Source organism: Winogradskyella sp. HaHa_3_26 (assembly GCF_019278425.1).
In the GTDB taxonomy this organism is placed as follows: Bacteria; Bacteroidota; Bacteroidia; order Flavobacteriales; family Flavobacteriaceae; genus Winogradskyella; species Winogradskyella undariae.
Genome location: NZ_CP058981.1, coordinates 2,689,066 through 2,712,557 on the forward strand (window position 1 = coordinate 2,689,066; position 23,492 = coordinate 2,712,557).

Sequence of the window (23,492 nt, forward strand, 5' to 3'; positions counted from 1 at the left end):
TTGTAATCTATTAGTATGTCTGGTCGAGTGCGGTCGATACCTCTATTTCTGTAGGTTTATATTTTGAATGTGTGAAATTTCTACATTCAGATAAAATTTGAAGCCTATCGAAATCATCATTAGCTAATGCTAATTTCTTTTTAGAACTCCATTTTTTGATTTTCTTCTCAAAATAAATAGCTTGATTTACATCATTAAATTCTTGATGAAATATTAATTCTAAAGGCCTTCTTTTAAAAGTGAAACATGTTTTGTTTAATCCTTCTGCATGTTCATTAAATCGTCGCGAAATATTATTTGTAAATCCAGTGTATAATAGATTATCGGAACATTTAATAATGTAAATAAAATAGGATTTCATACAATTGCTTAGTTTCGTTCAACAGATGTTTGTCCGTTCGAGCGCAGTCGAGAACTCCAAATAGGTCTCGACTGCGCTCGACCAGACATCGAGAAACATTGAGTGCTTAGTTATTTAAACCCTTAGCAGAATCAATAACTTTAGCTTTCAACCCTTCCTTATAATCTACTATTTTGTTTAAAATACTTTGGTCTGCGCTACCTAATATCTGAGCCGCTAAAATCCCAGCGTTTTTAGCGCCATTAAGTGCAACAGTTGCTACAGGAACTCCGCCTGGCATTTGTAAAATAGATAATACAGAATCCCAACCGTCAATAGAATTACTACTTTTTACAGGCACTCCAATAATTGGTAATGGTGATAAAGAAGCAACCATACCTGGTAAATGTGCAGCTCCACCAGCACCAGCGATAATAACTTTGATACCTCTAGTGTGTGCGTTTTTACTAAAATCGAATAATTTTTCGGGTGTACGATGTGCAGAAACGATATCAACTTCAACTTCAATATCAAATTCTTTTAATATATCTATAGCGTCTTGCATTACTGGCATGTCGCTGTTACTTCCCATTATTACGGCTACTTTACTCATTCTCTGTGTTGATTATTGTTTAATAATATTACTTTTAATATCCTTATTTATAGGGTATAAAATGATGACACCAAAGTTAAGATAACTAAGGTAGTATTACCAATTTTTTTGAATCCGTTAACAGAAAGTACTAAAATAGGTTCTGTGTTTCTTAAAAGATGAAACGTATATGAAATGATTAAAATTATTTAAGGTGATTAAATCAAGGTTATTCACTGATCACTTCGATCGTTTGCTTTACTTGTTCTGCAATTTTTCGAGCTACAGCAATATCTTCATTTACAATAGTAACATGTCCCATTTTTCTAAAAGGTCTTGTTTGCTTTTTACCATAAATGTGCGGTGTAACGCCGTGCATTGCTAAGATGTTTTCAATATTCTTATAGACTACATTTCCTGTATGGCCTTCAGCACCTACAAGATTTACCATAACACCAGCAACTTTACTTTCGGTATTACCAAGAGGTAATCCTAAGACACATCTAATTTGTTGTTCAAATTGAGACGTGTAGCTTGCTTCAATACTGTAATGACCAGAGTTATGTGGTCTTGGTGCAACTTCGTTTACTAAGATTTCATCGTTTTCAGTCTGAAACATTTCAACAGCCAATAAACCAACGTGTTTAAAAGTAGAAGCGACCTTTAAAGCTACAGCTTCTGCTTTTTTTGCAATGGCATCAGGAATACGAGCCGGACAAATAACATATTCAACTTGGTTAGCTTCTGGATGAAATTCCATCTCTACCACAGGATATGTTTTTACATCTCCTTTTTCGTTTCTCGCAACGATGACAGCTAATTCATTTTTAAAAGGAATTAACTTTTCGGTGATACATTCTACATTTGGTAAATCACTTAAGTCAACAAGACTTCTAACCACTTTTACACCTGTGCCATCATAACCAAATCGAGCACTTTTCCATACAAAAGGATAGCTTAATCCTCCATTGTCAACCGCTTCATCAATTTCAGAAGTGTATGCAAATCTTGAAAATTCAGCAGTTGGAATGTCATTATCGCGATAAAATAATTTTTGAGTCGCTTTATTATGAATGGTTCTTAATGTTTTAGAAGAAGGGAAAACTTTTACACCTTCTTTTTCAAGGGTTTCTAAAGCATCAACATTAACGTTTTCAATTTCAAAAGTTAAAACATCTACTTTTTTTCCGAAGTCAATAACGGTTTGGTAATCCATTAAATCACCAATAGTAAATTCATCGCAAGCGAGTCGTGATGGTGCTTCTGGGCTAGGATCTATAACACAAGTATAAATGTCAAATTTACGAGTGTCGTACAACATCATTTTACCAAGTTGTCCGCCGCCAAGAATGCCAAGTTTAAAATTTGAAGAAAAATAGTTCATCAATGATTATTGTTCCCTTATAAGAAAGGAAAACTTTTTTAGGATTAAATATCTGCTTTTCAAGAGCAAAAATACGGTAAAAATGATATATACTTATAAATTCCTAAATCAAAAAATGTGCAATCAGCTATCAAATATGTATCTTTGCCATTCTAAAATAAAAAGACAGTGGTAAAGCTTCACGATTTATACTTTAAACCTTTTGTGTCTGAACAAGAATTAGACACTATTGTACAGAAAATGGCAAATGATGTCGCTGCAGATTTAGGCGATGAAGTACCTGTGTTTATTGGGATTTTGAATGGCTCATTTATGGTGGTAAGCGATTTTGTAAAGAAATATCCAAAACCATGCGAAGTTACTTTTATTAAATTAGCTTCTTATGAAGGCGTAAAGTCAACTGAAGACATTCAACGTCTTATTGGATTGACTCAAGATTTAACAGGAAGAACAGTTGTTATTTTAGAAGATATTATAGATACAGGTAATACATTAGAGGAAGTACACCGTATTTTTAAAAATGAAAATGTAAAACAATTACTTATTGCCACGTTGTTTTATAAACCTGAAGCTTACAATAAAGATTTTAAACTTCATTATGTTGGTATGGAAATCCCCAATAAATTCATCGTTGGCTACGGTCTTGATTATGATGGATTAGGAAGAGATTTACCAGCAGTATATCAATTAAAAACTACACAACACATGACTAATTTAGTGCTATTTGGCCCTCCTGGTGCAGGAAAAGGAACCCAAGCGGATTTTTTAAAGGAAAAATATGATCTAGTTCATATTTCTACAGGCGATGTTTTTAGATTTAATATTAAAAACAAAACTGCTTTAGGAATGTTAGCAAAGTCTTTTATTGATAAAGGAGAGTTAGTGCCAGATCAGGTAACTATTGACATGTTGAATAAGGAAGTTGATAAAAATGCAGATGCAAAAGGTTTTATTTTCGATGGTTTTCCAAGAACTAACGCTCAAGCAAAAGCATTAGACGAATTAATGGAAACTAAAGATTCTCAGATTAATGCCATGGTAGCTTTAGAAGTAGATGATGAGGTGTTAGTACAACGTTTATTAAAACGTGGTGAAACAAGCGGAAGAGCTGATGATGCTGATGAAAGCATTATTAGAAATAGAATAAAAGAATACTATAAAAAAACAGCCATCTTAAAAGATTATTACGCTGAGCAAAATAAATATTTTGGTGTTGATGGTGTTGGTAGTATTGAAGAAATTACAGTACGATTAAGTGCTGCGATTGATAAATTATAAATTGTTATTCCTAATAAAATAGGGATCTAACTAAAAAGATTCCCACTTTGGTGGGAAATGAATATGACTGAAGGAAATTTTGTAGACTACGTAAAAATGCATGTGTCTTCTGGTAACGGAGGAAAAGGATCATCGCATTTACATCGCGAAAAATATATTGCTAAAGGTGGTCCAGATGGTGGAGATGGTGGACGAGGAGGTCACGTAATTTTACGAGGAAACTCTAATCTTTGGACATTAATCCATTTAAAGTTTAAAAGACACTTTAGAGCAGGCCATGGTTCTCATGGTAGTTCAGGAAGAAGTACAGGTGCAGATGGTGAAGATATCTACGTAGATGTACCATTAGGAACTGTTGTCCGTGATTCTGAAACTGATACTATAATGTTTGAAATTACCGATGAAGGTGAGGAAAGAATTGTAGTTAAAGGAGGAATGGGAGGACGTGGTAACTGGCATTTTAAAAATTCAGTAAACCAAACGCCTCGTTATGCGCAACCTGGTATTCCTCTTGAAGAACTCGATATTACTTTAGAACTTAAAGTTTTAGCAGATGTTGGATTGGTTGGATTTCCTAACGCAGGAAAATCAACATTGCTTTCTGTTTTAACTTCTGCAAAACCTAAAATTGCAGATTATGAGTTTACAACTTTAAAACCTAACTTAGGTATCGTTGAGTATCGTGATTTTAAGTCATTTGTAATGGCTGATATTCCTGGTATTATTGAAGGTGCTGCAGAAGGAAAAGGTTTAGGGTATTATTTCTTAAGGCATATTGAACGAAATTCAATTCTGCTATTTTTAATTCCTGCAGATGCTGAAGATATTGTTAAGCAATACGAAATATTAGAAGACGAACTTAGACGTTATAATCCTGAAATGTTAGATAAAGATCGCCTTGTGGTGGTTTCTAAATCTGATATGTTGGATGATGAATTAAAGTCTGAAATATCTACAATATTAGATAAAGATTTATCTGTAGATTATCTATTTATATCTTCTGTCGCACAGCAAGGTTTAGTGGAATTAAAAGATCAACTTTGGAAATTATTAAACAATTAATGATTATTTATTAGAATGAAAGCATATCTCAAAAGCCTCGTAGAACTTAACGGAACTAAAAGGAGTTTACGGTTTGCTTATTTCATTCAGTTTCTAATTATATTATCTGTTATAACATTTTCAATTGAGACTTTACCTGATTTAAAACCACAAATTCATTTAGTTTTAAAAGCTATTGAGGCTTTTTGTGTCATTGTATTCACATTCGAATATTTAGCTCGTATCTACGTCGCTGAGAATAAGACTAAATTTATTTTTAGCTTTTTCGGTATCGTAGATTTTTTAGCTATTCTACCTTTTTATTTGTCTTTCGGTATCGATTTACGTTCGCTGCGTTTATTGCGTATGTTCCGTTTGTTTAGATTGTTTAAACTGGTGCGTTATAATAAGGCTATGCGTCATTTTGCAAATGCCATGCGCTTGGCAAAAGAGCAGATTATTCTTTTTATGATGATTACTTTGATGCTTATCTATTTTACAGCAGTAGGTATTTATTATTTTGAAAACCAAGCACAACCAGAGCATTTTTCTTCTATATTTTCAAGTCTTTGGTGGTCTATCGTAACCTTAACAACTGTTGGTTATGGTGATGTTTATCCAATTACTATTGGTGGTCGGATTTTTACATTCTTTATGCTGTTAATTGGTTTAGGGGTTGTTGCAATTCCAACGGGTATTATTTCATCTTCTTTAACGAAAGCTATTGAGCCTAACGATGAAGGTGAATAGTTTTAAATAAGTACGTTAATATTTAATTAGCGAAACATTTTGGTATTAGTATTTGATTTTTCATATTTTTAAAATAAAAAATATGAAGTCTTTAAAATTTCTATTGATTACTTTTCTATTAGTGTCTTGTGCTGTAAAAGTTAATTACGACTATGAAAAGGCAACAGATTTCAATACTTACAAATCTTACAATTACTTTGATGATATGACTACAGGCTTATCTGAATTAGATAATAAACGTTTAATTAGAGTTATGGATGCTAAACTTGAAACAATGGGCTTAACGCGATCTGAAAATCCTGATTTCTTCATAGATATTAAAAGTCAAAATATTCAAGGTCGAAATAATAGTAATGTCGGAGTTGGCGTCGGTGGAGGCGGAGGTCGTCTTGGAGGTGGACTTTCTGTTGGTATTCCAATTGGTCAAAATAAAGCAACAAGAGAAATTAGTATCGAGTTTGTAGACGATACAAAAACAGGGATGTTTTGGCAAGCTATAACTGAAAGTAGCTATACTGATAATGACATACCTGAAAAGCGAGAAGAACAGTTTAAGGTTATAGTAGAAAAGGTGTTTTCAAGTTATCCACCAAAGCAAAATGAATAATATAGATTAGCTTATAGCTTATAGCTTATAGCTTTAGATAAGGATAAGATTAAGTAGATTTTATCATAATCCTAACATTCTAAAAGTATTGTTTCCTTTCTTGTTTTGTGAATTTGGTAAAAAGAAAAGAATGAAAAATTTAAAAGGGAAAGTAGCCTTAATTACAGGAGGTACAAAAGGAATCGGATATGGAGTGGCAGAAGCATTACTTAATCAAGGTTTAAAAGTTGTAATTACAAGTAGAGATAAGAACTCTGCAGAAGAAGTTGCAAATGAATTAGCTTCTAAAACAAATTGTGTTGGGTCTATAATTGGGGTTCAAGCAGATGTAAGACAATTAGAAAGTCAAGAAGAAGCAGTAAAGCAAGCCATAAGTGTATTTGGTCAATTAGATATTGTAATTGCAAATGCAGGTTTAGGACTTTTTGCTAGTATTGAAGATTTAACCGTAGAACAGTGGAATGATACTATTGATACCAATCTTACAGGGGCATTTAATTCAATAAAAGCGAGTGTTAAAGCACTTAAAGAATCTAAAGGATATTACATTACGATATCTAGTTTAGCAGGTGCAAACTTCTTTGCTAAAGGTTCTGCTTATAATGCTAGCAAATTTGGATTAACAGGCTTTACCCAAGCTGTAATGTTAGATTTGCGTAAGTATGGCGTTAAAGTCAGTACCATTATGCCAGGTTCTGTATCTACATATTTTAACGGAAATACGCCTAGTGAAGATCAAGCATGGAAAATTCAGATAGAAGATATAGGAGAGTTGGTTGTCGATTTATTAAAAATGAATCCTAGAACTTTACCTAGTAAAATAGAGGTGCGACCAACAACGCCTCCTAGCAAGTAGAGAATCTTGTTTTTACGAAATATATAAAAACGAATCGGGAGACTTTTAAGGTTTCCTTATTCGTTTTCAATTTTCTCAATCATCTCTCTAAAAAGATTCAATAGAAAAGTTAGTTTGCTAGCATCACCAGCGGCTCTAAATCTTTTATTAGAAATTTTTACGCCATACCAATCTTGTCTGCCGTTTTCGTTAAGAACCCATTTTATTTCAAGATTAGCTATTGATGTTTTTGAAATATCAATTTCAACATCCCAACCTGGATTGTCTAAAGTGGTTATTTGGATCGCATCACCTTTTTCCCATTCGCCATCGGCATTCTCTTTAAACCAATCTTGTATCCACTCTAAAATTTCCATTTGTATTTTTTATTAAAATTGATTTTACTTGTATATTTTGAAATCCTCAATCGATATTCAACGTCAGTTCGAGTGATTTTAATTTTTTAAAATCGTATCGAGAACGGTTAGTAAAACAAATTGTTCTCGATACATTTATTGATTTTCCGTTGCACTTCAAATCAATAAACACTCGAACTGACGATGACTATTATTTATATGCTTTCAACAAAATCTAAAAACACTTTTTTGTGTAATTCTAAATCCATATTTGGTGACAAAGCAACACGTGCAATATAATCTTTATCGCCTTCTTTTGTGGTACCTTGGGTAGAAGTTGCCGGAATCGTCCAGTAACAACCTTTTAATTGACCGTAACTCACACAGTATTTACTCTCATCAGGGATTTCTGTAATCATTAAGTTGATTAACTTATGATTTAAAGCACGTTTATACGTTTCTTTTTCTACAGCAGTATTTCCTTTTGTAGGAAGATCTAATGAAAAAACAGAAGGTGTAAATCCTTGTGCAGCTAATTCTTCAGAAACAAAATTGATTTTAGCACCAGGTAATGTTTCATGAATATAGTTTACAAAATCGCGTGTGTTAGTGTAAGCATCTGTAATTCTTTGATTCATAGACGGTAATTGCTTTGCTAATATTTCGTATTGCTGATCTGTAGCTTCATTATCACATAACGTTAAATGAAGTTCTATTTTTTCAATTAGCGCTTCTGCTTTATTGTTGGCCACACAATAACCTGCAGTACATTTTCCGCCACTTGGAAATTTAGATCCACTAGCGTAAGAAATAGTTCTTACCGTTGATAATATTTCACCTTCACCTAAAAAATGAACATTAGGGCAGAAAGTCTGATCTAGTATAAATACAGGATCAATAGCAATATTACCGTCGGCTGTTTTTCGTTCTTTACTTAGAGCTGATTTTAAGGCATCTAAATCCGGAACTTCAACTCTAGGATTTGTTGGGATTTCAGCAATGATGTAAGGAACGGCATCCTCTAGAGCAACTTTAGTTAAAACAGTATGAATACTTTGCACCATATCGTTATCACCATCCACAGGTAAATCTACAACTTCCACATTATCTAAACATGCAGCAACACGTCTGGCTTGGTCATTGGTGCCGCCATAACAGTTTGGTGGTACAATAAATTTAATAGCTTTTCCTTTGTGTTTTTCTAGCGCATCATCAACCAATCCCATCATAATGGCATATTGCATAGAAAGTCCGCTAGAAGCCACTAAAGGTAATGCTGTGGTTGCTGTAATGTCTTTAAGGGAATTTAAAACACTAGCTTTATTGGCTTCAACATTGTCATCTTTGGCAGCAATATATGTTTGAGCTACTAATGCTTTTAAAGCGATAAGAGAATTAGAAGGTGTCATGGCAACAGTTTCTCTTCGTCTTACATGCTGAATATCGGAAACATAATGTTCGTTTTCTTTTCCGTTAACGACTAAAATACTTCCAAGGTGGTCATGTAGACTTATAATGAAATCTATATTAGGATTCAGTTCATAATTACCAATTTTATCTTCTTTAGAAATAAAAATAGTACTGCCTTCAAATTTAGAAATGTCGTCTACCTTTTCAACTTGTTTTACTTCAAAATTGTAGCCATAAACATGTTTTATAAGCGCAGCATCAAAAGATTTTGGTAATGCATCTGTATAAACAATTTGCGTGTTTTTGTTTTCTAATAAATTGGTTCTTAGAATTGCTAAAACAGGAACTGTTTGAGAACCAAAACTAATCACATTTTCAGAATGTAAATCGTTTAAGTTGGCAATTCCCCATTCTAAAATACTAGATAGTGGGTGACCTAATCGAATATAATCGTATGCTGTAGGTAAAACTTTTAATGCAGAAGATTCTGAATTATTGTCTTTGTATAAGGTTTCAAACTGATCTAAAAATTGTGTTTTAGCCAATTTTTCATTGTAAATATCTAATCGATGCGTTGTTAGATTTAGCCAGTCTGAAGGCATTTGTTCTAATACATCTTTTATATAATTGAGTGTTTTATTGTCTTGCATAATTTCCACTTTTAAATAGGTTGTAAAGATACGTTAGTTAAGAATTTCTTTAAAGCCTTACAGGATGTTTGTTATAGTTTTCATAAGACTATGTTATAATCCCTAAGGCATTCTTTTTATAAGTTTTTTGAGATGAAAATAGATTTAAAATAAGAAAAGTGAAGTTACTTTTTACGTTTGAATATCTTTTTCCAAAAGACTGAAATTGTATTCTTAATTTTAGTTTGTTGTGATACAGCTGTTGCAAATGCCATTGTGCTCAGTAATGAAACAAAAGCAAGCGTTCCTAATGATCCGCCATAGCCATTAAACACATTTTTTTTACTCATATAGATAATAGTGAATAGTGTTCCTGCTATCGCTAATAGTGTATAACTCTTCATGGTGCTTGCTGAAACCATGCCGATAAATGATGAGCCTATAAATACAATTTGAATATGCTTCGTTAAGTAAGGGCTAAGTAAGTCTGGAAAGCAATAAAAGAACAATCCAACAATTAAAGACAGTAATGCCGAAGCTTTAACAGCACCTTGCCTAAGTTTTTCACTAATAAAAAAAGTTAGTGTTGCACCTAAAATACCAGATGTGATGAGGATAAATTCGTTCATACAATTAACCAGTATATAAATGAAGCAGCAATAACACCACCAAAAGCCATAGTTCCTAGCTTACCGCCAACACCTAAAAATAAATTTTTAGAGATCATAAAAAAGAAACCCGCTAAGGTTCCGGCAGCAATTACAAACCAAATATGAGGCGTTGTTTCTACACTAGACATCCCTACAAAAGCACCACAATAAATACTTGCAGGTAATTGTTTTAAATAATTAGATCTTTTATTGAGATGCGGTAAAAATGCAGCAATAGTGCCAACAATACCCACAGCTAAAATACTACCTAAACCACCAACAATATTTAAGAGGTAACATAGTACTGCGCCAGTTGGAACCCAAATAACGACAGATATTTTCTCGTAGGCGTAATCTTCGTGGTGTAAATCTAAATATTTGTATCCGAAAATTAATGTTGGTAGAATTAGAAGCGCAGATATAAAAATAGTGCCCTTCAATTCGTAATATTCTTTGACCACCATGGTTAAAAACATGATGAGCACCAATAACACAGATATGACCATTAAAAATCGAATGGCTTTGTGTCTTCTCATTAAGAAATTATCTTTTTTAGTTTGAAACTAAGTTTTATAACTCAGCATTTTGAAGCGTCAAAGTTCTGCGAAATTTTTGGAGATGACAAATTGTAGGCTAATAATTTATCATGCTTTAATTGTTGTTTTTTAAGTTGAATTTATAAAACCAATAAACCATGATCTCTCAATACATGAATAGGTTTTGAATACCAAAACAATTCAAAATCTTCAAAATGTGTTTCAAAACTGACTTTTAATTGTTTAAAAGATTGCGGTTTGTTTTGAGGGGTAATTTGTTCTAAAGTATCTAATAACCAGTTTCCTTTTTCTTTTTCTGTTGTAATCTGAAATGTTTCTACGGTATCATGAAATGTGATTTCCATAAAGTCATTTTTATGTCCTTTTTTAGTTTTAGAAAATTCGTGAACTAAAGGAAATGTACCTAACCAAGCAATTTTTGCTGTTGGTTTAATATTAAAAACAGGTTCTTGTGCTAAGCAATTATAAATAAAATCAGGATCAATATCAGTTTCAGGAATATCGAATTCAAACCAATCTTGTAAAGGGATTTCAAAACCAATACCATGCATAAAGTTAAAGAGTGATTTTTTTAATCCGAAACTAAATTGTGCGTGATCAATGCCTGTAGAATCCGTGAAATCAACATCATTATTCGCAAAAGTGATGTTTTTGTAATTAGGTGAAATGCCATATTCTTCCGGGTGTAAACCAACAGGACTATGAGCCGTTAATGCAAATTGATGCCAAAAGCCAGACTGTAAAATTCCAACTTCAAAAAGCTGACGTACCATTTCTAAACTATCAACGGTTTCTTGCACAGTTTGTGTAGGGTAGCCATACATTAAGTATGAGTGTACCATAATGTTTGCTTCGGTAAAATTACGTGTTACTTGTGCTACTTGCTCTACGGTTACACCTTTATCAATCAATGCAAGTAAACGGTCGGAAGCTACTTCTAAACCACCAGAAACAGCAATGCATCCAGATGCTTTTAGTAAAACACAAAGGTCTTGCGTAAAATTCTTCTCGAATCTAATGTTTGTCCACCAAGTAACGCTGAGGTTTCTTTTAATAATTTCGAGTGCTAAAGCTTTCATTAAAGACGGTGGTGCAGCTTCATCTACAAAGTGAAATCCAGTTTCTTCAGTTTGTTCAATTAACGTTTCCATGCGGTCTACTAAAAGACTAGCGACAACAGGCTCGTAAATTTTAATATAGTCTAATGAAATATCGCAAAACGTACATTTCCCCCAATAACAACCATGTGCCATGGTGAGTTTGTTCCATCGGCCATCGCTCCATAAACTATGCATAGGGTTTGCAATTTCTATAACAGAAATATATCGATCTAATAATAAATCGGAATAATCAGGAGTGCCAACATCTTGTTGTTTGTAATCTGGGGCTGTGCTATTATTTTTATAAACTATGCTTCCGTTTTCTAATAGAAAAGTACGTTTAAAAGAAGTTTCGTTTTTAAGGACAACGTTATGTAATAACTCAATTGGAAGTTCACCATCATCTAAAGTTATAAAGTCGAAAAACTCAAAAACTCTAACATCATTTACGGAACGCAATTCTGTATTCGGAAATCCGCCTCCCATGGCAATTTTAATCTCAGGATAATTAGATTTTATAAATTGTGCACAACGAAAAGCACTATATAAATTACCAGGGAAAGGTACCGAAAAGCAAATCAGTTTTGGCTGCGTTTCTTTAATTTGAGCGTCTAATATTTCTAATGTAATTTGATCTATAAAAGTACTGTCATCTTGTAAATTCTCATAAAGTTCATCAAAAGAATTTGCACTTTGTCCTAAGCGCTCAGCGTAACGGCTAAAACCAAAATCGGGATCAATACATTCTACAATAAAGTCAGATAAATCTTCAATATATAACGTAGCTAAATGTTTAGCCTTGTCTTGGTTTCCCATAGAGCCAAAAGCCCAATCCATATCATCTAATTGTTCAAAACGTGAGGCTTGTGGTAAAAAACCATTGGTGCAAATCTGTCTGGCAAAAGTTTGATTTTTCCCTTGTAGAAATAAGATAATATCATCTAGCGATTGTAAATAATGCTCTTTTAGAGCATAAATACGTTGACAGTTTTCTGTTTGAATGCGATTGTTTTCAAAAGCAAGTTCAAAAATTTCTTTAAATGTGCTTTTAGTGAAAAGTTCTAAAATAACTTCAATGCCCAAATCCATTTGAAAAGCGTCTATACTTTTCGTGTTTAAAAAACCTTTAAGATAGGCTGTGCCAGGATAAGGCGTATTTAATTGGGTGAATGGAGGTGTTATGAGTAAGAGATCTTTCACATGTTGAAGTTGAAAATGAAACTAAATTTGAAACAGTTTGATGCAAATATAGTTTGAAATCTACCCATTCTTTAAAATCTCAGTAACGGCTTGTTGGTAAGCTTTAGGATTATTTGCTTTTTTTATTTTTTTGAATGCTTTCTGTGGGTTTGAAAACGACTGAGCAAAATATTCCCAAAACCCTTGCATTTTCATTTTTATAGGAGTTGGCCCAGATAAAACTTCATCATACTGATGGTAAATAGTATCATGGAATTCTCTAAAAATTTCCCATCTATTTTCTGGATATTCTGTAGTATCGTTTTTAATCATGCTAGGTAAAAACGGATCAGCAATGAGTCCTCTACCAATCATAAAATGATCGATACTAGGAAAACGGGTTTGCATCTCTTTTAATTTTGCCACAGATGTAATATCACCATTGTAATAGAGTTTGTGTTTGGTGCTTTCTGTACATTTTTCAAAGGCCTCTAAATTTACACCACCTTTATAAAGTTGTTTTCCTATACGGGCGTGGATTGCTATATTTTTTAGGGGATATTGATCTAGAATAGGGAAGGTGTTTAGTATTTCTTCAGGATTTTCATAACCCATGCGCATTTTCATAGAAACGAGAATATCTGTTTCACGGTGCACACGATCTAAAATATGATTAATTTTTTCAGGATCGCAAATTAATCCCGAACCCATACCACGATTGGTTACCATTGGATATGGACAACCTAAATTCCAGTTTAATTCTTTGTAGCCTAATTCTTGAATATAATCGACAACAAATAGAAATTCATCAGCACTATTGGTCATGATTTGCGGAATCACTTCGAGTTCAGAATTATTTTCGAGTTGTAAATCGAGTTTATAAGAGTTTTTTATAATTAATTTTTTATTGAACCTTATGTAAGGAGCGTAAAATGTATCAATTCCCCCAAAATAGTGATTAAACGCATTTCGAAATCGAAAGTCAGTAAACCCTTGTAATGGTGATGATAAAAGTGTAATTGGCATTCCTTATTCTATTTTTAGATTCAATTTTTTGGAACTGCTAAATAACAAAAAACTACCTTATAATCACGATTATATAAGGTAGTTTATAATTTGAAAAGTAAGTTTTACTTAACGCGTTTTAGTGTGATTGAATTTTTGTCAAACTCAGTTGGTCTTACATTGTCAAAACTCAGATTAAAATTCATTGTATCCTTGTCGGTAAATTCAGCTATTGCAAGGATGTTTTGTGATTCTCCTGATTCTATTTTTGTTACTTTTAAGTCAATTTCAATAGGAGTGGTGTTATAATTAACAGTATAGGTCATTTTTCCTTTTTCACCTTTCATAATAAATTTTTTACCTCCCATAACTTGGCCATTAATTTCAAATGCAGCATAACCTTCGTTGTCAAAAATTAAATAACCAATTTCGTTTTGATCCTCACCAATCCATTTGCCAACAAATGTTTCTTTTTGGCTTGTAGAACTTAGTAGAAATAAAGGAATGAAAAAAAATGTAAATAGATACTTCATAATTTGGGATTTAAAATATAGTGTTTAAAAATTCTTCAATGTTAGTTGTGTTAGCTTTTATTAATTCTTCTCTAGCAGCTTTAATATCAATGTTTTTTTTGTCTTGAGACAGTTTAAATTTACCTTCCCAATGGGTGATGGTAATTTCGAACATTACAATATAATCAAGATTTTTATCTAATCGAGGATTATCTGCATTTAAAATATATTTCTGGTCAGGAGCTTCTAAAAATTCAGTCATAGTAATTAATGACTTTTTTAAAGCTGCTTTGTCTGTATTAGCTTTTACTTTTCCTGATAAGTGGACTTTAATATAATTCCAAGTCGGAAGATGCGCCGTTTCAAAAATACTTGGTGAAATATAACATTCTGGACCACTAAAAATAAGTGTTACATCACGATTGTCTTTTAATAATTTAGCTTGTGGGTTATTAATATCAATGTGACCAATTAGCTTTTCGTCTTCATAAATTAAAGGTAAATGTGTAATTAAGGGAAGATTATTTTCTACCGATATTACGGTTGCTAAAGGGTATGCTTTGATGACTTCAATTAAATGATTAATGTCGTTATCTTGATGTTGTTTTGGTGGATACAAATGAAATATAGTTAATGATTAAAAATGGTTCTTAGATTTATTTATGCACCAAACTGTTTAAGATGATGATCTAAATGTTTGTATTGCATTTGTCCCCATTGTTGTGCTGTAAAATAACCAAAAGCAGGATGAGAAGCCCATTCTGTTTTTTCTTTAAGAGCGTGACTTTCGTCAATTAATGGTTTTAATTTTAATATTTCTGCGTTAAAATCTTTAGATTCTTTAGTTTTTAAAACCTTAGCTGTTGGCAATCCCTTTTTCCAAGGTTTATCATTATATAAAGACTTTTTGAAAAATACTTTAGCTAACCAGCTAGGTTTTAATTTGTAGTCTTCTTTTTCTAGCATAATATTAAAAGGGCCTTGGCAATGCCATGCCATTTGGCCGATATTCATTTTTCCCCATTGAGACTTAGAGTCTTTATTTAGAGTTTCAATACGGGTTTTAATATCGTTATAACCGGATTCTTCAAAAATAGATTTCATAATATTTGAATTTAATGACACTCGAAATTTACAATTTTTTATCTTTAGTGCATGTCAGAGAAACCTACTTCGTTTTCAATTAAAAATTGGTCACAAGATGATCAGCCTCGAGAGAAGCTCAGAGACAAGGGGAAAACGACTTTGAGTGATGCCGAACTTATAGCTATTTTAATAGGTAGTGGTAATCGAGAAGAAAGTGCTGTTGCTCTTTGTAAACGCATATTTGCAAGTGTAAATAACAATCTTAATGCTTTGGGTAAATTGTCTATTGCGCAATTAATGGAGTTTAAAGGTATTGGTGAAGCTAAGGCAATTACGATTACTGCGGCTTTAGAATTGGGGAGGCGTAGAAGGCTAGAAGATGCGTTGCGGTTAGATAAGGTTAACTCTAGTCGATCTGTTTTTGATATAATGCAACCCATCATTGGTGATTTGCCTCATGAAGAATTTTGGATTTTATATCTTAATAATTCAAATAAAGTGATTAAGAAAAACCAATTAAGTAAAGGCGGAATCACAGGAACTTTAGTCGATGTGCGTTTAGTGCTTAAAAACGCATTAGAAGTTGGTGCAATAGCATTAATATTATGTCATAATCATCCTTCAGGGGCTTTAAGACCAAGTAAAGCAGATATCGATATTACTCAAAAATTAAAACTTGCAGCTCAAAGTTTAGATATTTCAGTTTTAGATCATCTTATAATAACCGAGAACGCTTATTATAGTTTTGCAGATGAAAATCAAATGGGCTAATCTTTATAATAAAACTTCAAATAAAATCAATACCAACTCGCTGTGGAATTAACGGAGAATGCAGTTGGAATTTGTTATTTTTATCTTTTAGAATTTTCAAGACCTTATGTTATTAGTTTATACTCACAAAATCACACCACGTGTTACTTATACGTTTAAGCATATATGCAGACGTGTTTTAGGAATAGAAGTGAGATTTACATCTAAAGTAGAAGATTTTATTGCACACGATAGCTTAAAAATGTCTTATGCAAAAAAGCCTTTAAGCAATGAATTGTTTGTTAGAAGTCATGACTTGTTATTTGATCATGGTTTATCTGATTTAGAAATCAATGTGCAACAATGGGGTAATACTAAAGGTTTCTTTGCTACAAGTGAACGTAGTGATTTGCCTTTCGATATTTTTGCAGCATCCTTTTATATGCTAAGTCGATATGAAGAATATTTACCTCATGTAAAAGATGAATATGGGCGTTTTTTAGCGTCTGAAAGTTTAGCTTTTCATCATAAATTTTTAAATCAACCTGTTGTAGATCTTTGGGCTTATAAATTAAAAGATGTTTTAATGCAACGTTTCCCTGATTATAATTTTCCTGAACGAAAATACACCGTACAGCCTGTGATTGATGTGCCTATGGCGTATTATTTTAAGCATAAAGGTTTTTTGAGAACCATTGGAGGAACTCTGAATGATCTAAGACGTTTAAAACTTAAACAATTATATTTTAGATATACTGTTTTAATGGGATTTAAACGAGATCCGTATGATACTTTCAGATGGATTATTAGAAAACAAAAGGCTAATAAAACAAAATTTACAGTACTATTTTTAATAGGTGATTATTCTACTTACGATAAAGGAATAAGCACAACAAAAAAAGATTTTATTTCATTAATTAAATCCGTTGCCGATTATTGTAATGTTGGGATTAAGGCCTCTTATTTTTCGCTAAATGATGTTGCTATTCTTAAAAAGGAGAAACTTAAAATGGAAGCGATAACGCATATAGATTTAAATGCGGTACGTCACTCTTTTTCGAAGTTAAATTTACCTGTTTCATATAGAAACTTGGTCGAGTTAGAAATTAATCAAGATTTTACAATGGGTTATATTGATACCTTAGGTTTTAGGGCAGGTACTTGTACACCATTTCAATTTTACGATTTGGATTATGAAGTACAAACACCACTTCAAATAAATCCATATCATTGTTTAGATTTTGCGCTATTAAAGTATGATTCTCTATTAGATAAAACAGAGCATTTACAAGAAGTAATAGACGAAGTTAAAGCTGTAAATGGTATTTTTACTCCTGTATTTCATAATTACTCATTTAGTAATTTAGACCGTTGGGAAGGTTTTCGATCTTTATTCAACTTAATATTAGATTCAGAAGAATGACACACCAAATAAAGCATGTTTTTTTCGATTTAGATCATACACTTTGGGATTTTGATAAGAATTCAGGATTAACTTTTGAGAAAATTTTTAAGCTGAATAAAATTGAAATTAGTTTGAATAATTTTTTATCGGTTTACGAGCCTATAAATCTTAATTATTGGAAGCTTTACAGAGAAGATAAAGTGACAAAGTCTGCATTACGCTATGGCAGATTAAAAGATGCTTTTGATAAAATAGGAGTTGAGGTTGATGATGCTATGATTTATCAATTATCGGATGCCTATATCGAAAATTTATCGTCGTTTAATAATTTATTTGAAGGTACTTCTGAAATTCTAGATTACTTGAAAGATAAATATCAATTGCATATTATTACCAATGGGTTTGAAGAAGCCCAAGAAAAGAAAATGATTTCTTCAAATATCAGATCTTATTTTAAGACTGTTACAAATTCTGAAATGGTAGGTGTTAAAAAACCGAATCCTAAGATTTTTAATTTTGCATTAGATATTGCTAAAGCAAAAGCTAACGAAAGCATAATGATTGGAGATAATCTTGAGGCTGACATAGAAGGTGCTCATAATATTGGGATGGACACAATTCATTTTGATTATAAAGCTTCAGATTATAATCATACTTATAAAAGAATTACAAATTTAAAAATGCTTGCAAATCACCTTTAAAATTTAATATCATGATTAAGAAAATAATATTTACAATTTCATTTATCATCATAACTGTTTGTGGTAATGCTCAAAAAAATATTAATGATTATAAATATATCATTATACCTAATTCATTTGAGTTTTCTAAAAGTGACGATCAATATCAATTAAATTCTCTTTCTGAATTTTTATTCAAAAAGTATGGTTATGAAGCTTATTTAATTGATAATGTGCCAGAAGATATAAAATCTGATCGTTGCTCAGCTTTAACTGCTGATGTGTCTAATGAGGAAAAAACCATGTTTAAGACCCGAGTAGAAGTTATACTGAAAGATTGTTATGGAGAGGTTGTAATAAAATCTAAGATTGGTGAATCTAGACTAAAGGAATATCCAAAAGCTTATAATCAGGCTTTGAGGGATGCTTTTGAAACTTTTAAAAATTTAAATTATAAATATGTAGCTAAAGAAAAGATTGTAGAGACTTCAAGAGAAGAAGAACCTACAGTAATGAAGGTTGTTGCTAAGGAAAAGGAAATTACAGAAGAAGATACTAAAGTTCTAGTTCCTAAAGTAGAAGTTAAGGATAAGAAAGCAGAAGATGTTGTAAGTTCAAGTAAAGAAACAACATCAGAACTTTATTATGCACAAGCTATAACTAATGGATTTCAACTCGTAAATTCAGAACCAAAAGTGGTAATGATTTTATTGGCTACATACGCTAAAGATGTGTTTTTAGTAAAAGATAAAAATGCCATTGTTTTTAATAAAGATGGTCAATGGATTTATTCTCAAAATGAAGGAACAAGTTTAGAAGTGAGAGTTTTAGATATTAAATTCTAATAACCATATTTGTCTTTCCACAGCGTTTTTAAATAATTACGTTGCGATTGCTCACGTGCATTATTTCCTGGGTTATATAGCTTAGTATTGGCTATTTCTTCTGGGAGAAACTCTTGATGAGCAAAATTATTTTCATAATTATGAGAATATTTATAAGCTTCTCCATAGCCTAATTCTTTCATCAGTTTTGTAGGTGCGTTTCGCATCGGTATTGGTACCGATAAATCACCTGTCTCTTTAACTAATTGTTGCGCTCTTCCAATAGCCTCGTAAGCTGCGTTGCTTTTTGGTGAGCTAGCTAAATATGTAGCGCATTGACTTAGTATAATCCGAGATTCTGGATTGCCAATAACAGAAACGGCCTGAAAAGTAGTGTTAGCAAGTACTAAAGCAGTAGGGTTTGCATTACCAATATCTTCACTTGCTAAAATTAAAAGTCGTCTTGCAATAAATTTTACATCTTCACCACCTTCAATCATACGTGCTAAATAATACACAGCAGCATTGGGGTCACTTCCTCTTATCGATTTTATAAATGCTGAAATTATATCGTAATGTTGTTCTCCTGTTTTATCGTATCGAGCAGCTTTGTGTTGCACTTGTTTCATCACTAAATCATTAGTGATAACAATATCTCCTTCTTCAAAAGAAGCGACTAGTAATTCAAAAATATTTAATAATTTTCTAGCATCTCCTCCAGATAATCGGAGTAAAGCTTCGGTCTCTTTTAATTCAATATTTAATTTAGAAAGAACGGTGTCTTTCGTTATGGCACGTTGTAATAAGTCTTCTAAATCAGTTTTGCTAAAAGCATTTAAAGTATAAACTTGGCATCGTGATAATAATGCCGAAATCACTTCAAAACTTGGATTTTCTGTTGTGGCTCCAATTAAGGTTACCCAACCTTTTTCTACAGCTTCTAGTAAAGAATCTTGTTGAGATTTGCTAAATCTATGAATCTCGTCAATAAATAAAATAGGATTTTTAGCGGTGAATAATCCACCACTTTTTTTAGCCTTATCAATAACTTCTCTAATGTCTTTTACACCAGAATTGATGGCGCTTAATTTAAAAAATGGGCGTTCAGATTCATTAGCAATAATATTGGCTAATGTGGTTTTTCCAATTCCAGGAGGTCCCCAAAGTATAAGTGAAGGAAGTACTCCACTTTTAATCTGATGGTACAACATACCTTCTTTACCTACTAAATGTTGTTGACTTAAATAGTCATTCAGTGTATGTGGTCTTAAACGTTCTGCTAATGGAATATTCATAACTCAAAATTACAAAATGCTTTTGTGATGGTTTAATGAATTTGATTAAATTCATATAAAAATCAAGAGAATGAGTTTCGTGTTTCTGCCAATATTACCGAAATTCATTTTTGGCTATAATTTTGAATGACTTTCTTATAAATTTGAATATGAGCAAAACACAACATTTTAAATACTCTAATAACATTATCATCTATCCGTTGGTGATGTTGTTTGTTATTTGGGTGGTGTTTTGGTATCAGGTTAGAATTGATAGTAGTATTAAAGCTTTTGGAATAAGACCTCAAAAAGTAGAAGGACTTATTGGGATTTTTACTAGTCCATTTTTACATGGAGATATTAATCATATTTACAATAACTCTGTTTCTCTTTTTGTGCTTTCTATAGCCTTATTTTACTTCTATCATAAAATTGCTTGGAGAGTTATCGGTTTTGGTATTGTTCTCTCAGGATTCTTAACATGGCTCATTGCTGATTCTGGTAATCATATTGGGGCAAGTGGACTGATTTACGTCTTAGTGAGTTTTATGTTTTTTAAAGGGATTTTTGCTAAACATTATCGCCTTATTGCATTGTCTTTAGTCGTTATTTTTCTTTATGGAAGTATGATTTGGTATGTATTTCCTATTAAAAGTGGTATGTCTTGGGAGGGTCATTTAGGTGGATTAATCACAGGTTTGGTATTTGCATTTATTTTTAGAAAACAAGTAGCAAAGCCAGAGCGTTATAAATGGGAAGAGCCGGATTACAACGAAGATGATGATCCGTTTATGAAGCATTTTGATGAAAATGGAAACTTTATAGAGATTGAGCCAGAACCTGAAATAGAACCGGAAGCTAAAATAGATACCCATAAAATTATAAGTAATAACTCACAAGAGTTTAAGATTACTTATACATTCAAGAAAACTGAACCTGAAAATTGAAATATTTTATATTTTGATTTTATTTAGAATGCAAGGTGTTTATTTAACTATTTGATGTAAAAAAATATATTACAAGCTTTACTATTTAATTAAAAAGAGGTCTTCTATAATTAGAAGACCTCTTTTTGTTGTTGTGTTATTATTTAATTTATCACGGACAAATATTTACTCCAGAATAAACAACACCTGTTGCAGGAGTAGGGCCATCGGCTAAAATAGAAGTTCCTGATGCGTCAAATATCTCAAAAGTTACTTCTTCGTCGTAATCACCAGAATTAAAGGTTATTTCTAAATCTCCTTCGTTAGGAACTTGGATAATTGCAGTTCCGGTATCAGAATCTATGCTAGCCTCTCCGATTACTATACCGGAAACACTAAAGCTAAGTGATGCTCCGTTCCATCCGTCACCATAAGAATCATTCATATTTACAGTCCATTCACAAGGTGTTCCAAAAATTGTTATTTCTGGTATTTCTACGGTGTCTGATGTTAAGCCGTTTGCAGCAGTTTCAAAAACAGATATAGAACCTGTTCCAATAGTTTCATATAAGACATTGATTTTATCTGTTCTACCTTCTAACATTTGAATTGTCCCTCCTGTTACAGTCCATGTGTATTCCGATCCGCCTCTAGGTGGATATACATTGTAAGTTAATACATCGCCTTGATAAGCAACGGTTGCTCCTTCTAAGCTAGTTATATTAGGGATTACTTTGCCTGCGTCACTTTCTATGTCATCATCTTCACAAGATATAAAAAGTATTGCAGATGCTAGAAACACAGTTTTTAGAGTGATAATTATATTTGATTTTTTCATATTTTATAATATTTTTAATTTATAAAGCTTACCAACCTCCATTTGAAACATTAATACCATCTGCATTGGCTACTCCTCCAAAAGTGTAATTGTCATATCCACCAGCTAACAGGTAAGATCCAGGAACCGGCAAATGTAAAGGTGTTCCGATTTGTAGTAGGTCATTCTTTCTCATATTAAAGAAGCCAAGGCCAAGGCCAATAGATTGTAATTCAACTGATCTTTCGTAATTAATAGCGTCGTAAACAGTCGTTGCGTTAGCTCCAGAACTAAGGGGAGTTAATCCTCCTCTTAATACTCTAGAAGAGCTGTTTATTACACTTACGGCATCAGAAACTGATCCACCAGATCTTAATATCGCTTCTGCTTTGTAAAGGTCGTTTTCAGCTTTTAACATTTCTGGTACTGAACCGGTGTATTCTATTAAATGTGTCTCTGAATCATATCTAGAGTGTCTGTAATTTGAATAGTGATAAATTCCTCGATTTGCTGGGAAATCTTGGCTGTCTAGATATTGAAAGTCTGTAGCTAATCTATTATCTAAGCTTGTAGCTTCTGGTAGGTAACCACTTGTACTAGTCCATTTTGAAGGCATTGAAGGATCCATTAAGTTTACAACTCTCATATCTACTCTTCCCCAGCCACTGTATGTCATGTATAAAGACCATTCAGTAGCCCAGTTTATCCAACCATCACTTAGTACATTTAAATCATAAGTTAATCCGTTGTTAGCGTATGTTAAAACGCGGGGCCAATCTGTGTTGTCTCTTTGTGTAGAATTTCTAGCAACATTAGCAAGTAATCTTGCTCCTAGTGTGTTTAAAAATTCTGCCCATTGGCTACTAGATAAAGTCATGCCATTTACAGCATCAACAGTGAAACTGTTATTACTAGCTAATTCAATAGCGATGTCTAATTTTTCTAAAGCGATTTCCATAGCTTGCTCTGGTGTCCCTGCTTCACCTTCAAATAGTAAACCTGTTTCGTCTACAATCCATACTTGGTCAAAAACAAGAGCAAGGTATCCAATTGCTGCAGCTTGTCCAAATCTAGCAAGACATTCAATTTTAGCTGGGTCACTTACTTCTAGTCCTCCTTCCATGGCTGTTATAAGTGTTGTTTGGTTAGCAAGTAATGAGTACATATTAGCGTAATATTCCTCTAATGCGACGGCATTAGAGTACCCAGGGTCGTTAGACCATGCTGCTCTAGGTTCGCTAGACATGTCTTGCATAGCTGCGTTACCCCAAGGGCAGGTGTTCATGTCTGCCATAGTTGTTAACATTAGTCCTGGGCCATTATAGGCATTTGAATTAAAATACCAACTTTGAAAAGCACTAATTGCTGTTGCTTCAGTTGCTATATCTTCTGGAGTAGGATTTTGTGTGTAAGATTCTTCTAAAGAAGCGTCAAAGTCCTCACAGGCACTAAACATCGCTAGGATGAATAGTAATATTGTATATGATTTATAGTTTTTCATTTTC

At 32.6% G+C, this 23,492-nt stretch carries 25 protein-coding genes; 10 read left to right on the forward strand and 15 right to left on the reverse strand.

What is annotated here, in order from left to right; all coding sequences use genetic code 11:
• Nucleotides 1–10: 10 nt before the first annotated feature.
• The 3 genes from H0I32_RS11510 to H0I32_RS11520 form a co-directional block, all read right to left on the reverse strand.
• Nucleotides 11–361, reverse strand: a complete 351-nt coding sequence (locus H0I32_RS11510; RefSeq protein WP_179313650.1) for a GIY-YIG nuclease family protein — start codon at nucleotides 359–361, stop codon at nucleotides 11–13.
• A gap of 106 nt (nucleotides 362–467) precedes the next feature.
• The gene (gene purE, locus H0I32_RS11515) at nucleotides 468–953 is read right to left on the reverse strand and encodes a 5-(carboxyamino)imidazole ribonucleotide mutase (RefSeq protein WP_173587823.1); all 486 of its coding nucleotides are present in this window, start codon (nucleotides 951–953) and stop codon (nucleotides 468–470) included.
• 208 nt (nucleotides 954–1,161) lie between these two features.
• Entirely contained in the window at nucleotides 1,162–2,316 is a 1,155-nt protein-coding gene (locus tag H0I32_RS11520) for a 5-(carboxyamino)imidazole ribonucleotide synthase (RefSeq protein ID WP_179313651.1), read from the reverse strand.
• A 168-nt stretch (nucleotides 2,317–2,484) separates the two neighbouring features.
• Between H0I32_RS11520 and H0I32_RS11525 the strand changes: the two genes are divergently transcribed.
• From H0I32_RS11525 to H0I32_RS11545, 5 genes are all read left to right on the forward strand, one after another.
• The gene (locus H0I32_RS11525; protein WP_179313652.1) at nucleotides 2,485–3,594 is read left to right on the forward strand and encodes an adenylate kinase; all 1,110 of its coding nucleotides are present in this window, start codon (nucleotides 2,485–2,487) and stop codon (nucleotides 3,592–3,594) included.
• A gap of 63 nt (nucleotides 3,595–3,657) precedes the next feature.
• A complete protein-coding gene (obgE, locus tag H0I32_RS11530; protein ID WP_173587826.1) occupies nucleotides 3,658–4,656 on the forward strand; it encodes a GTPase ObgE in 999 nt (332 codons plus the stop codon).
• A gap of 15 nt (nucleotides 4,657–4,671) precedes the next feature.
• A complete protein-coding gene (locus tag H0I32_RS11535) occupies nucleotides 4,672–5,385 on the forward strand; it encodes an ion transporter (protein WP_179313653.1) in 714 nt (237 codons plus the stop codon).
• Nucleotides 5,386–5,467: 82 nt separating this feature from the next.
• Nucleotides 5,468–5,992, forward strand: a complete 525-nt coding sequence (locus tag H0I32_RS11540; protein ID WP_173587828.1) for a DUF4136 domain-containing protein — start codon at nucleotides 5,468–5,470, stop codon at nucleotides 5,990–5,992.
• Nucleotides 5,993–6,122: 130 nt separating this feature from the next.
• Entirely contained in the window at nucleotides 6,123–6,848 is a 726-nt protein-coding gene (locus H0I32_RS11545) for an SDR family oxidoreductase (protein WP_179313654.1), read from the forward strand.
• Between the two features lie 56 nt (nucleotides 6,849–6,904).
• Here the strand turns inward: H0I32_RS11545 and H0I32_RS11550 are convergent, their stop codons facing one another.
• The 9 genes from H0I32_RS11550 to H0I32_RS11590 form a co-directional block, all read right to left on the reverse strand.
• Nucleotides 6,905–7,204, reverse strand: coding sequence for an immunity 53 family protein (locus tag H0I32_RS11550; protein WP_179313655.1), 300 nt, complete (start codon nucleotides 7,202–7,204; stop codon nucleotides 6,905–6,907).
• 194 nt (nucleotides 7,205–7,398) lie between these two features.
• A complete protein-coding gene (locus H0I32_RS11555) occupies nucleotides 7,399–9,243 on the reverse strand; it encodes a PLP-dependent transferase (protein WP_179313656.1) in 1,845 nt (614 codons plus the stop codon).
• Between the two features lie 164 nt (nucleotides 9,244–9,407).
• Entirely contained in the window at nucleotides 9,408–9,851 is a 444-nt protein-coding gene (locus H0I32_RS11560) for a hypothetical protein (RefSeq protein WP_179313657.1), read from the reverse strand.
• On the reverse strand, nucleotides 9,848–10,408 hold the full coding sequence (locus H0I32_RS11565; protein WP_179313658.1) for a hypothetical protein: 561 nt from the start codon (nucleotides 10,406–10,408) through the stop codon (nucleotides 9,848–9,850). The genes H0I32_RS11560 and H0I32_RS11565 overlap by 4 nt, the downstream gene beginning before the upstream one ends.
• A gap of 140 nt (nucleotides 10,409–10,548) precedes the next feature.
• The gene (locus H0I32_RS11570; RefSeq protein ID WP_179313659.1) at nucleotides 10,549–12,729 is read right to left on the reverse strand and encodes a B12-binding domain-containing radical SAM protein; all 2,181 of its coding nucleotides are present in this window, start codon (nucleotides 12,727–12,729) and stop codon (nucleotides 10,549–10,551) included.
• Nucleotides 12,730–12,789: 60 nt separating this feature from the next.
• Complete coding sequence (locus H0I32_RS11575; RefSeq protein WP_179313660.1) at nucleotides 12,790–13,734, reverse strand: tRNA dihydrouridine synthase; 945 nt, start codon at nucleotides 13,732–13,734, stop codon at nucleotides 12,790–12,792.
• Between the two features lie 104 nt (nucleotides 13,735–13,838).
• Complete coding sequence (locus H0I32_RS11580; RefSeq protein WP_217363255.1) at nucleotides 13,839–14,246, reverse strand: hypothetical protein; 408 nt, start codon at nucleotides 14,244–14,246, stop codon at nucleotides 13,839–13,841.
• Between the two features lie 10 nt (nucleotides 14,247–14,256).
• Complete coding sequence (locus H0I32_RS11585; RefSeq protein WP_179313661.1) at nucleotides 14,257–14,844, reverse strand: FMN-binding negative transcriptional regulator; 588 nt, start codon at nucleotides 14,842–14,844, stop codon at nucleotides 14,257–14,259.
• A gap of 41 nt (nucleotides 14,845–14,885) precedes the next feature.
• Nucleotides 14,886–15,329 carry a DUF1569 domain-containing protein gene (locus H0I32_RS11590; RefSeq protein WP_173587837.1) on the reverse strand — a complete coding sequence of 148 codons (444 nt, stop codon included), beginning with the start codon at nucleotides 15,327–15,329 and terminating at the stop codon, nucleotides 14,886–14,888.
• A 51-nt stretch (nucleotides 15,330–15,380) separates the two neighbouring features.
• Here H0I32_RS11590 and radC point away from each other — a divergent pair, with 51 nt between their 5' ends.
• The 4 genes from radC (at nucleotide 15,381) to H0I32_RS11610 (ending at nucleotide 18,991) form a co-directional block, all read left to right on the forward strand.
• Nucleotides 15,381–16,082, forward strand: a complete 702-nt coding sequence (gene radC, locus H0I32_RS11595) for a RadC family protein (protein WP_173587838.1) — start codon at nucleotides 15,381–15,383, stop codon at nucleotides 16,080–16,082.
• 106 nt (nucleotides 16,083–16,188) lie between these two features.
• Nucleotides 16,189–17,484: a polysaccharide deacetylase family protein gene (locus H0I32_RS11600; RefSeq protein ID WP_179313662.1), complete on the forward strand. Its 1,296-nt coding sequence runs from the start codon at nucleotides 16,189–16,191 to the stop codon at nucleotides 17,482–17,484.
• Nucleotides 17,481–18,167 (forward strand): YjjG family noncanonical pyrimidine nucleotidase, encoded by a 687-nt coding sequence (locus H0I32_RS11605; RefSeq protein ID WP_179313663.1) that lies wholly within the window; start codon nucleotides 17,481–17,483, stop codon nucleotides 18,165–18,167. The genes H0I32_RS11600 and H0I32_RS11605 overlap by 4 nt, the downstream gene beginning before the upstream one ends.
• 11 nt (nucleotides 18,168–18,178) lie before the next feature.
• Nucleotides 18,179–18,991, forward strand: a complete 813-nt coding sequence (locus H0I32_RS11610; protein WP_179313664.1) for a hypothetical protein — start codon at nucleotides 18,179–18,181, stop codon at nucleotides 18,989–18,991.
• On the opposite strand, the gene H0I32_RS11615 is transcribed toward H0I32_RS11610, so the two are convergent.
• Nucleotides 18,988–20,265: a replication-associated recombination protein A gene (locus H0I32_RS11615; RefSeq protein WP_173587842.1), complete on the reverse strand. Its 1,278-nt coding sequence runs from the start codon at nucleotides 20,263–20,265 to the stop codon at nucleotides 18,988–18,990. The genes H0I32_RS11610 and H0I32_RS11615 overlap by 4 nt on opposite strands.
• A gap of 149 nt (nucleotides 20,266–20,414) precedes the next feature.
• Here H0I32_RS11615 and H0I32_RS11620 point away from each other — a divergent pair, with 149 nt between their 5' ends.
• Nucleotides 20,415–21,191 carry a rhomboid family intramembrane serine protease gene (locus H0I32_RS11620; protein WP_179313665.1) on the forward strand — a complete coding sequence of 259 codons (777 nt, stop codon included), beginning with the start codon at nucleotides 20,415–20,417 and terminating at the stop codon, nucleotides 21,189–21,191.
• A 151-nt stretch (nucleotides 21,192–21,342) separates the two neighbouring features.
• Here the strand turns inward: H0I32_RS11620 and H0I32_RS11625 are convergent, their stop codons facing one another.
• Both H0I32_RS11625 and H0I32_RS11630 read right to left on the reverse strand, forming a co-directional pair.
• Nucleotides 21,343–22,008: a hypothetical protein gene (locus H0I32_RS11625; protein ID WP_173587844.1), complete on the reverse strand. Its 666-nt coding sequence runs from the start codon at nucleotides 22,006–22,008 to the stop codon at nucleotides 21,343–21,345.
• 28 nt (nucleotides 22,009–22,036) lie between these two features.
• Nucleotides 22,037–23,488 (reverse strand): hypothetical protein, encoded by a 1,452-nt coding sequence (locus H0I32_RS11630; RefSeq protein WP_173587845.1) that lies wholly within the window; start codon nucleotides 23,486–23,488, stop codon nucleotides 22,037–22,039.
• Nucleotides 23,489–23,492 lie beyond the last annotated feature (4 nt).

What these genes read in the sequence shown, in the direction of transcription:
- H0I32_RS11610 (WP_179313664.1), top strand. Translation starts at nt 18,179, where the DNA reads ATGATTAAGAAAATAATATTTACAATTTCATTTATCATCATAACTGTT.
- H0I32_RS11565 (WP_179313658.1), bottom strand. Translation starts at nt 10,408, where the DNA reads ATGAGAAGACACAAAGCCATTCGATTTTTAATGGTCATATCTGTGTTA.
- obgE (WP_173587826.1), top strand. Translation starts at nt 3,658, where the DNA reads ATGACTGAAGGAAATTTTGTAGACTACGTAAAAATGCATGTGTCTTCT.
- H0I32_RS11605 (WP_179313663.1), top strand. Translation starts at nt 17,481, where the DNA reads ATGACACACCAAATAAAGCATGTTTTTTTCGATTTAGATCATACACTT.
- H0I32_RS11540 (WP_173587828.1), top strand. Translation starts at nt 5,468, where the DNA reads ATGAAGTCTTTAAAATTTCTATTGATTACTTTTCTATTAGTGTCTTGT.
- H0I32_RS11615 (WP_173587842.1), bottom strand. Translation starts at nt 20,265, where the DNA reads ATGAATATTCCATTAGCAGAACGTTTAAGACCACATACACTGAATGAC.
- H0I32_RS11545 (WP_179313654.1), top strand. Translation starts at nt 6,123, where the DNA reads ATGAAAAATTTAAAAGGGAAAGTAGCCTTAATTACAGGAGGTACAAAA.
- H0I32_RS11620 (WP_179313665.1), top strand. Translation starts at nt 20,415, where the DNA reads ATGAGCAAAACACAACATTTTAAATACTCTAATAACATTATCATCTAT.
- H0I32_RS11555 (WP_179313656.1), bottom strand. Translation starts at nt 9,243, where the DNA reads ATGCAAGACAATAAAACACTCAATTATATAAAAGATGTATTAGAACAA.
- H0I32_RS11510 (WP_179313650.1), bottom strand. Translation starts at nt 361, where the DNA reads ATGAAATCCTATTTTATTTACATTATTAAATGTTCCGATAATCTATTA.
- radC (WP_173587838.1), top strand. Translation starts at nt 15,381, where the DNA reads ATGTCAGAGAAACCTACTTCGTTTTCAATTAAAAATTGGTCACAAGAT.
- H0I32_RS11580 (WP_217363255.1), bottom strand. Translation starts at nt 14,246, where the DNA reads ATGAAGTATCTATTTACATTTTTTTTCATTCCTTTATTTCTACTAAGT.
- H0I32_RS11625 (WP_173587844.1), bottom strand. Translation starts at nt 22,008, where the DNA reads ATGAAAAAATCAAATATAATTATCACTCTAAAAACTGTGTTTCTAGCA.
- purE (WP_173587823.1), bottom strand. Translation starts at nt 953, where the DNA reads ATGAGTAAAGTAGCCGTAATAATGGGAAGTAACAGCGACATGCCAGTA.
- H0I32_RS11520 (WP_179313651.1), bottom strand. Translation starts at nt 2,316, where the DNA reads ATGAACTATTTTTCTTCAAATTTTAAACTTGGCATTCTTGGCGGCGGA.
- H0I32_RS11550 (WP_179313655.1), bottom strand. Translation starts at nt 7,204, where the DNA reads ATGGAAATTTTAGAGTGGATACAAGATTGGTTTAAAGAGAATGCCGAT.
- H0I32_RS11575 (WP_179313660.1), bottom strand. Translation starts at nt 13,734, where the DNA reads ATGCCAATTACACTTTTATCATCACCATTACAAGGGTTTACTGACTTT.
- H0I32_RS11590 (WP_173587837.1), bottom strand. Translation starts at nt 15,329, where the DNA reads ATGAAATCTATTTTTGAAGAATCCGGTTATAACGATATTAAAACCCGT.
- H0I32_RS11535 (WP_179313653.1), top strand. Translation starts at nt 4,672, where the DNA reads ATGAAAGCATATCTCAAAAGCCTCGTAGAACTTAACGGAACTAAAAGG.
- H0I32_RS11600 (WP_179313662.1), top strand. Translation starts at nt 16,189, where the DNA reads ATGTTATTAGTTTATACTCACAAAATCACACCACGTGTTACTTATACG.
- H0I32_RS11630 (WP_173587845.1), bottom strand. Translation starts at nt 23,488, where the DNA reads ATGAAAAACTATAAATCATATACAATATTACTATTCATCCTAGCGATG.
- H0I32_RS11560 (WP_179313657.1), bottom strand. Translation starts at nt 9,851, where the DNA reads ATGAACGAATTTATCCTCATCACATCTGGTATTTTAGGTGCAACACTA.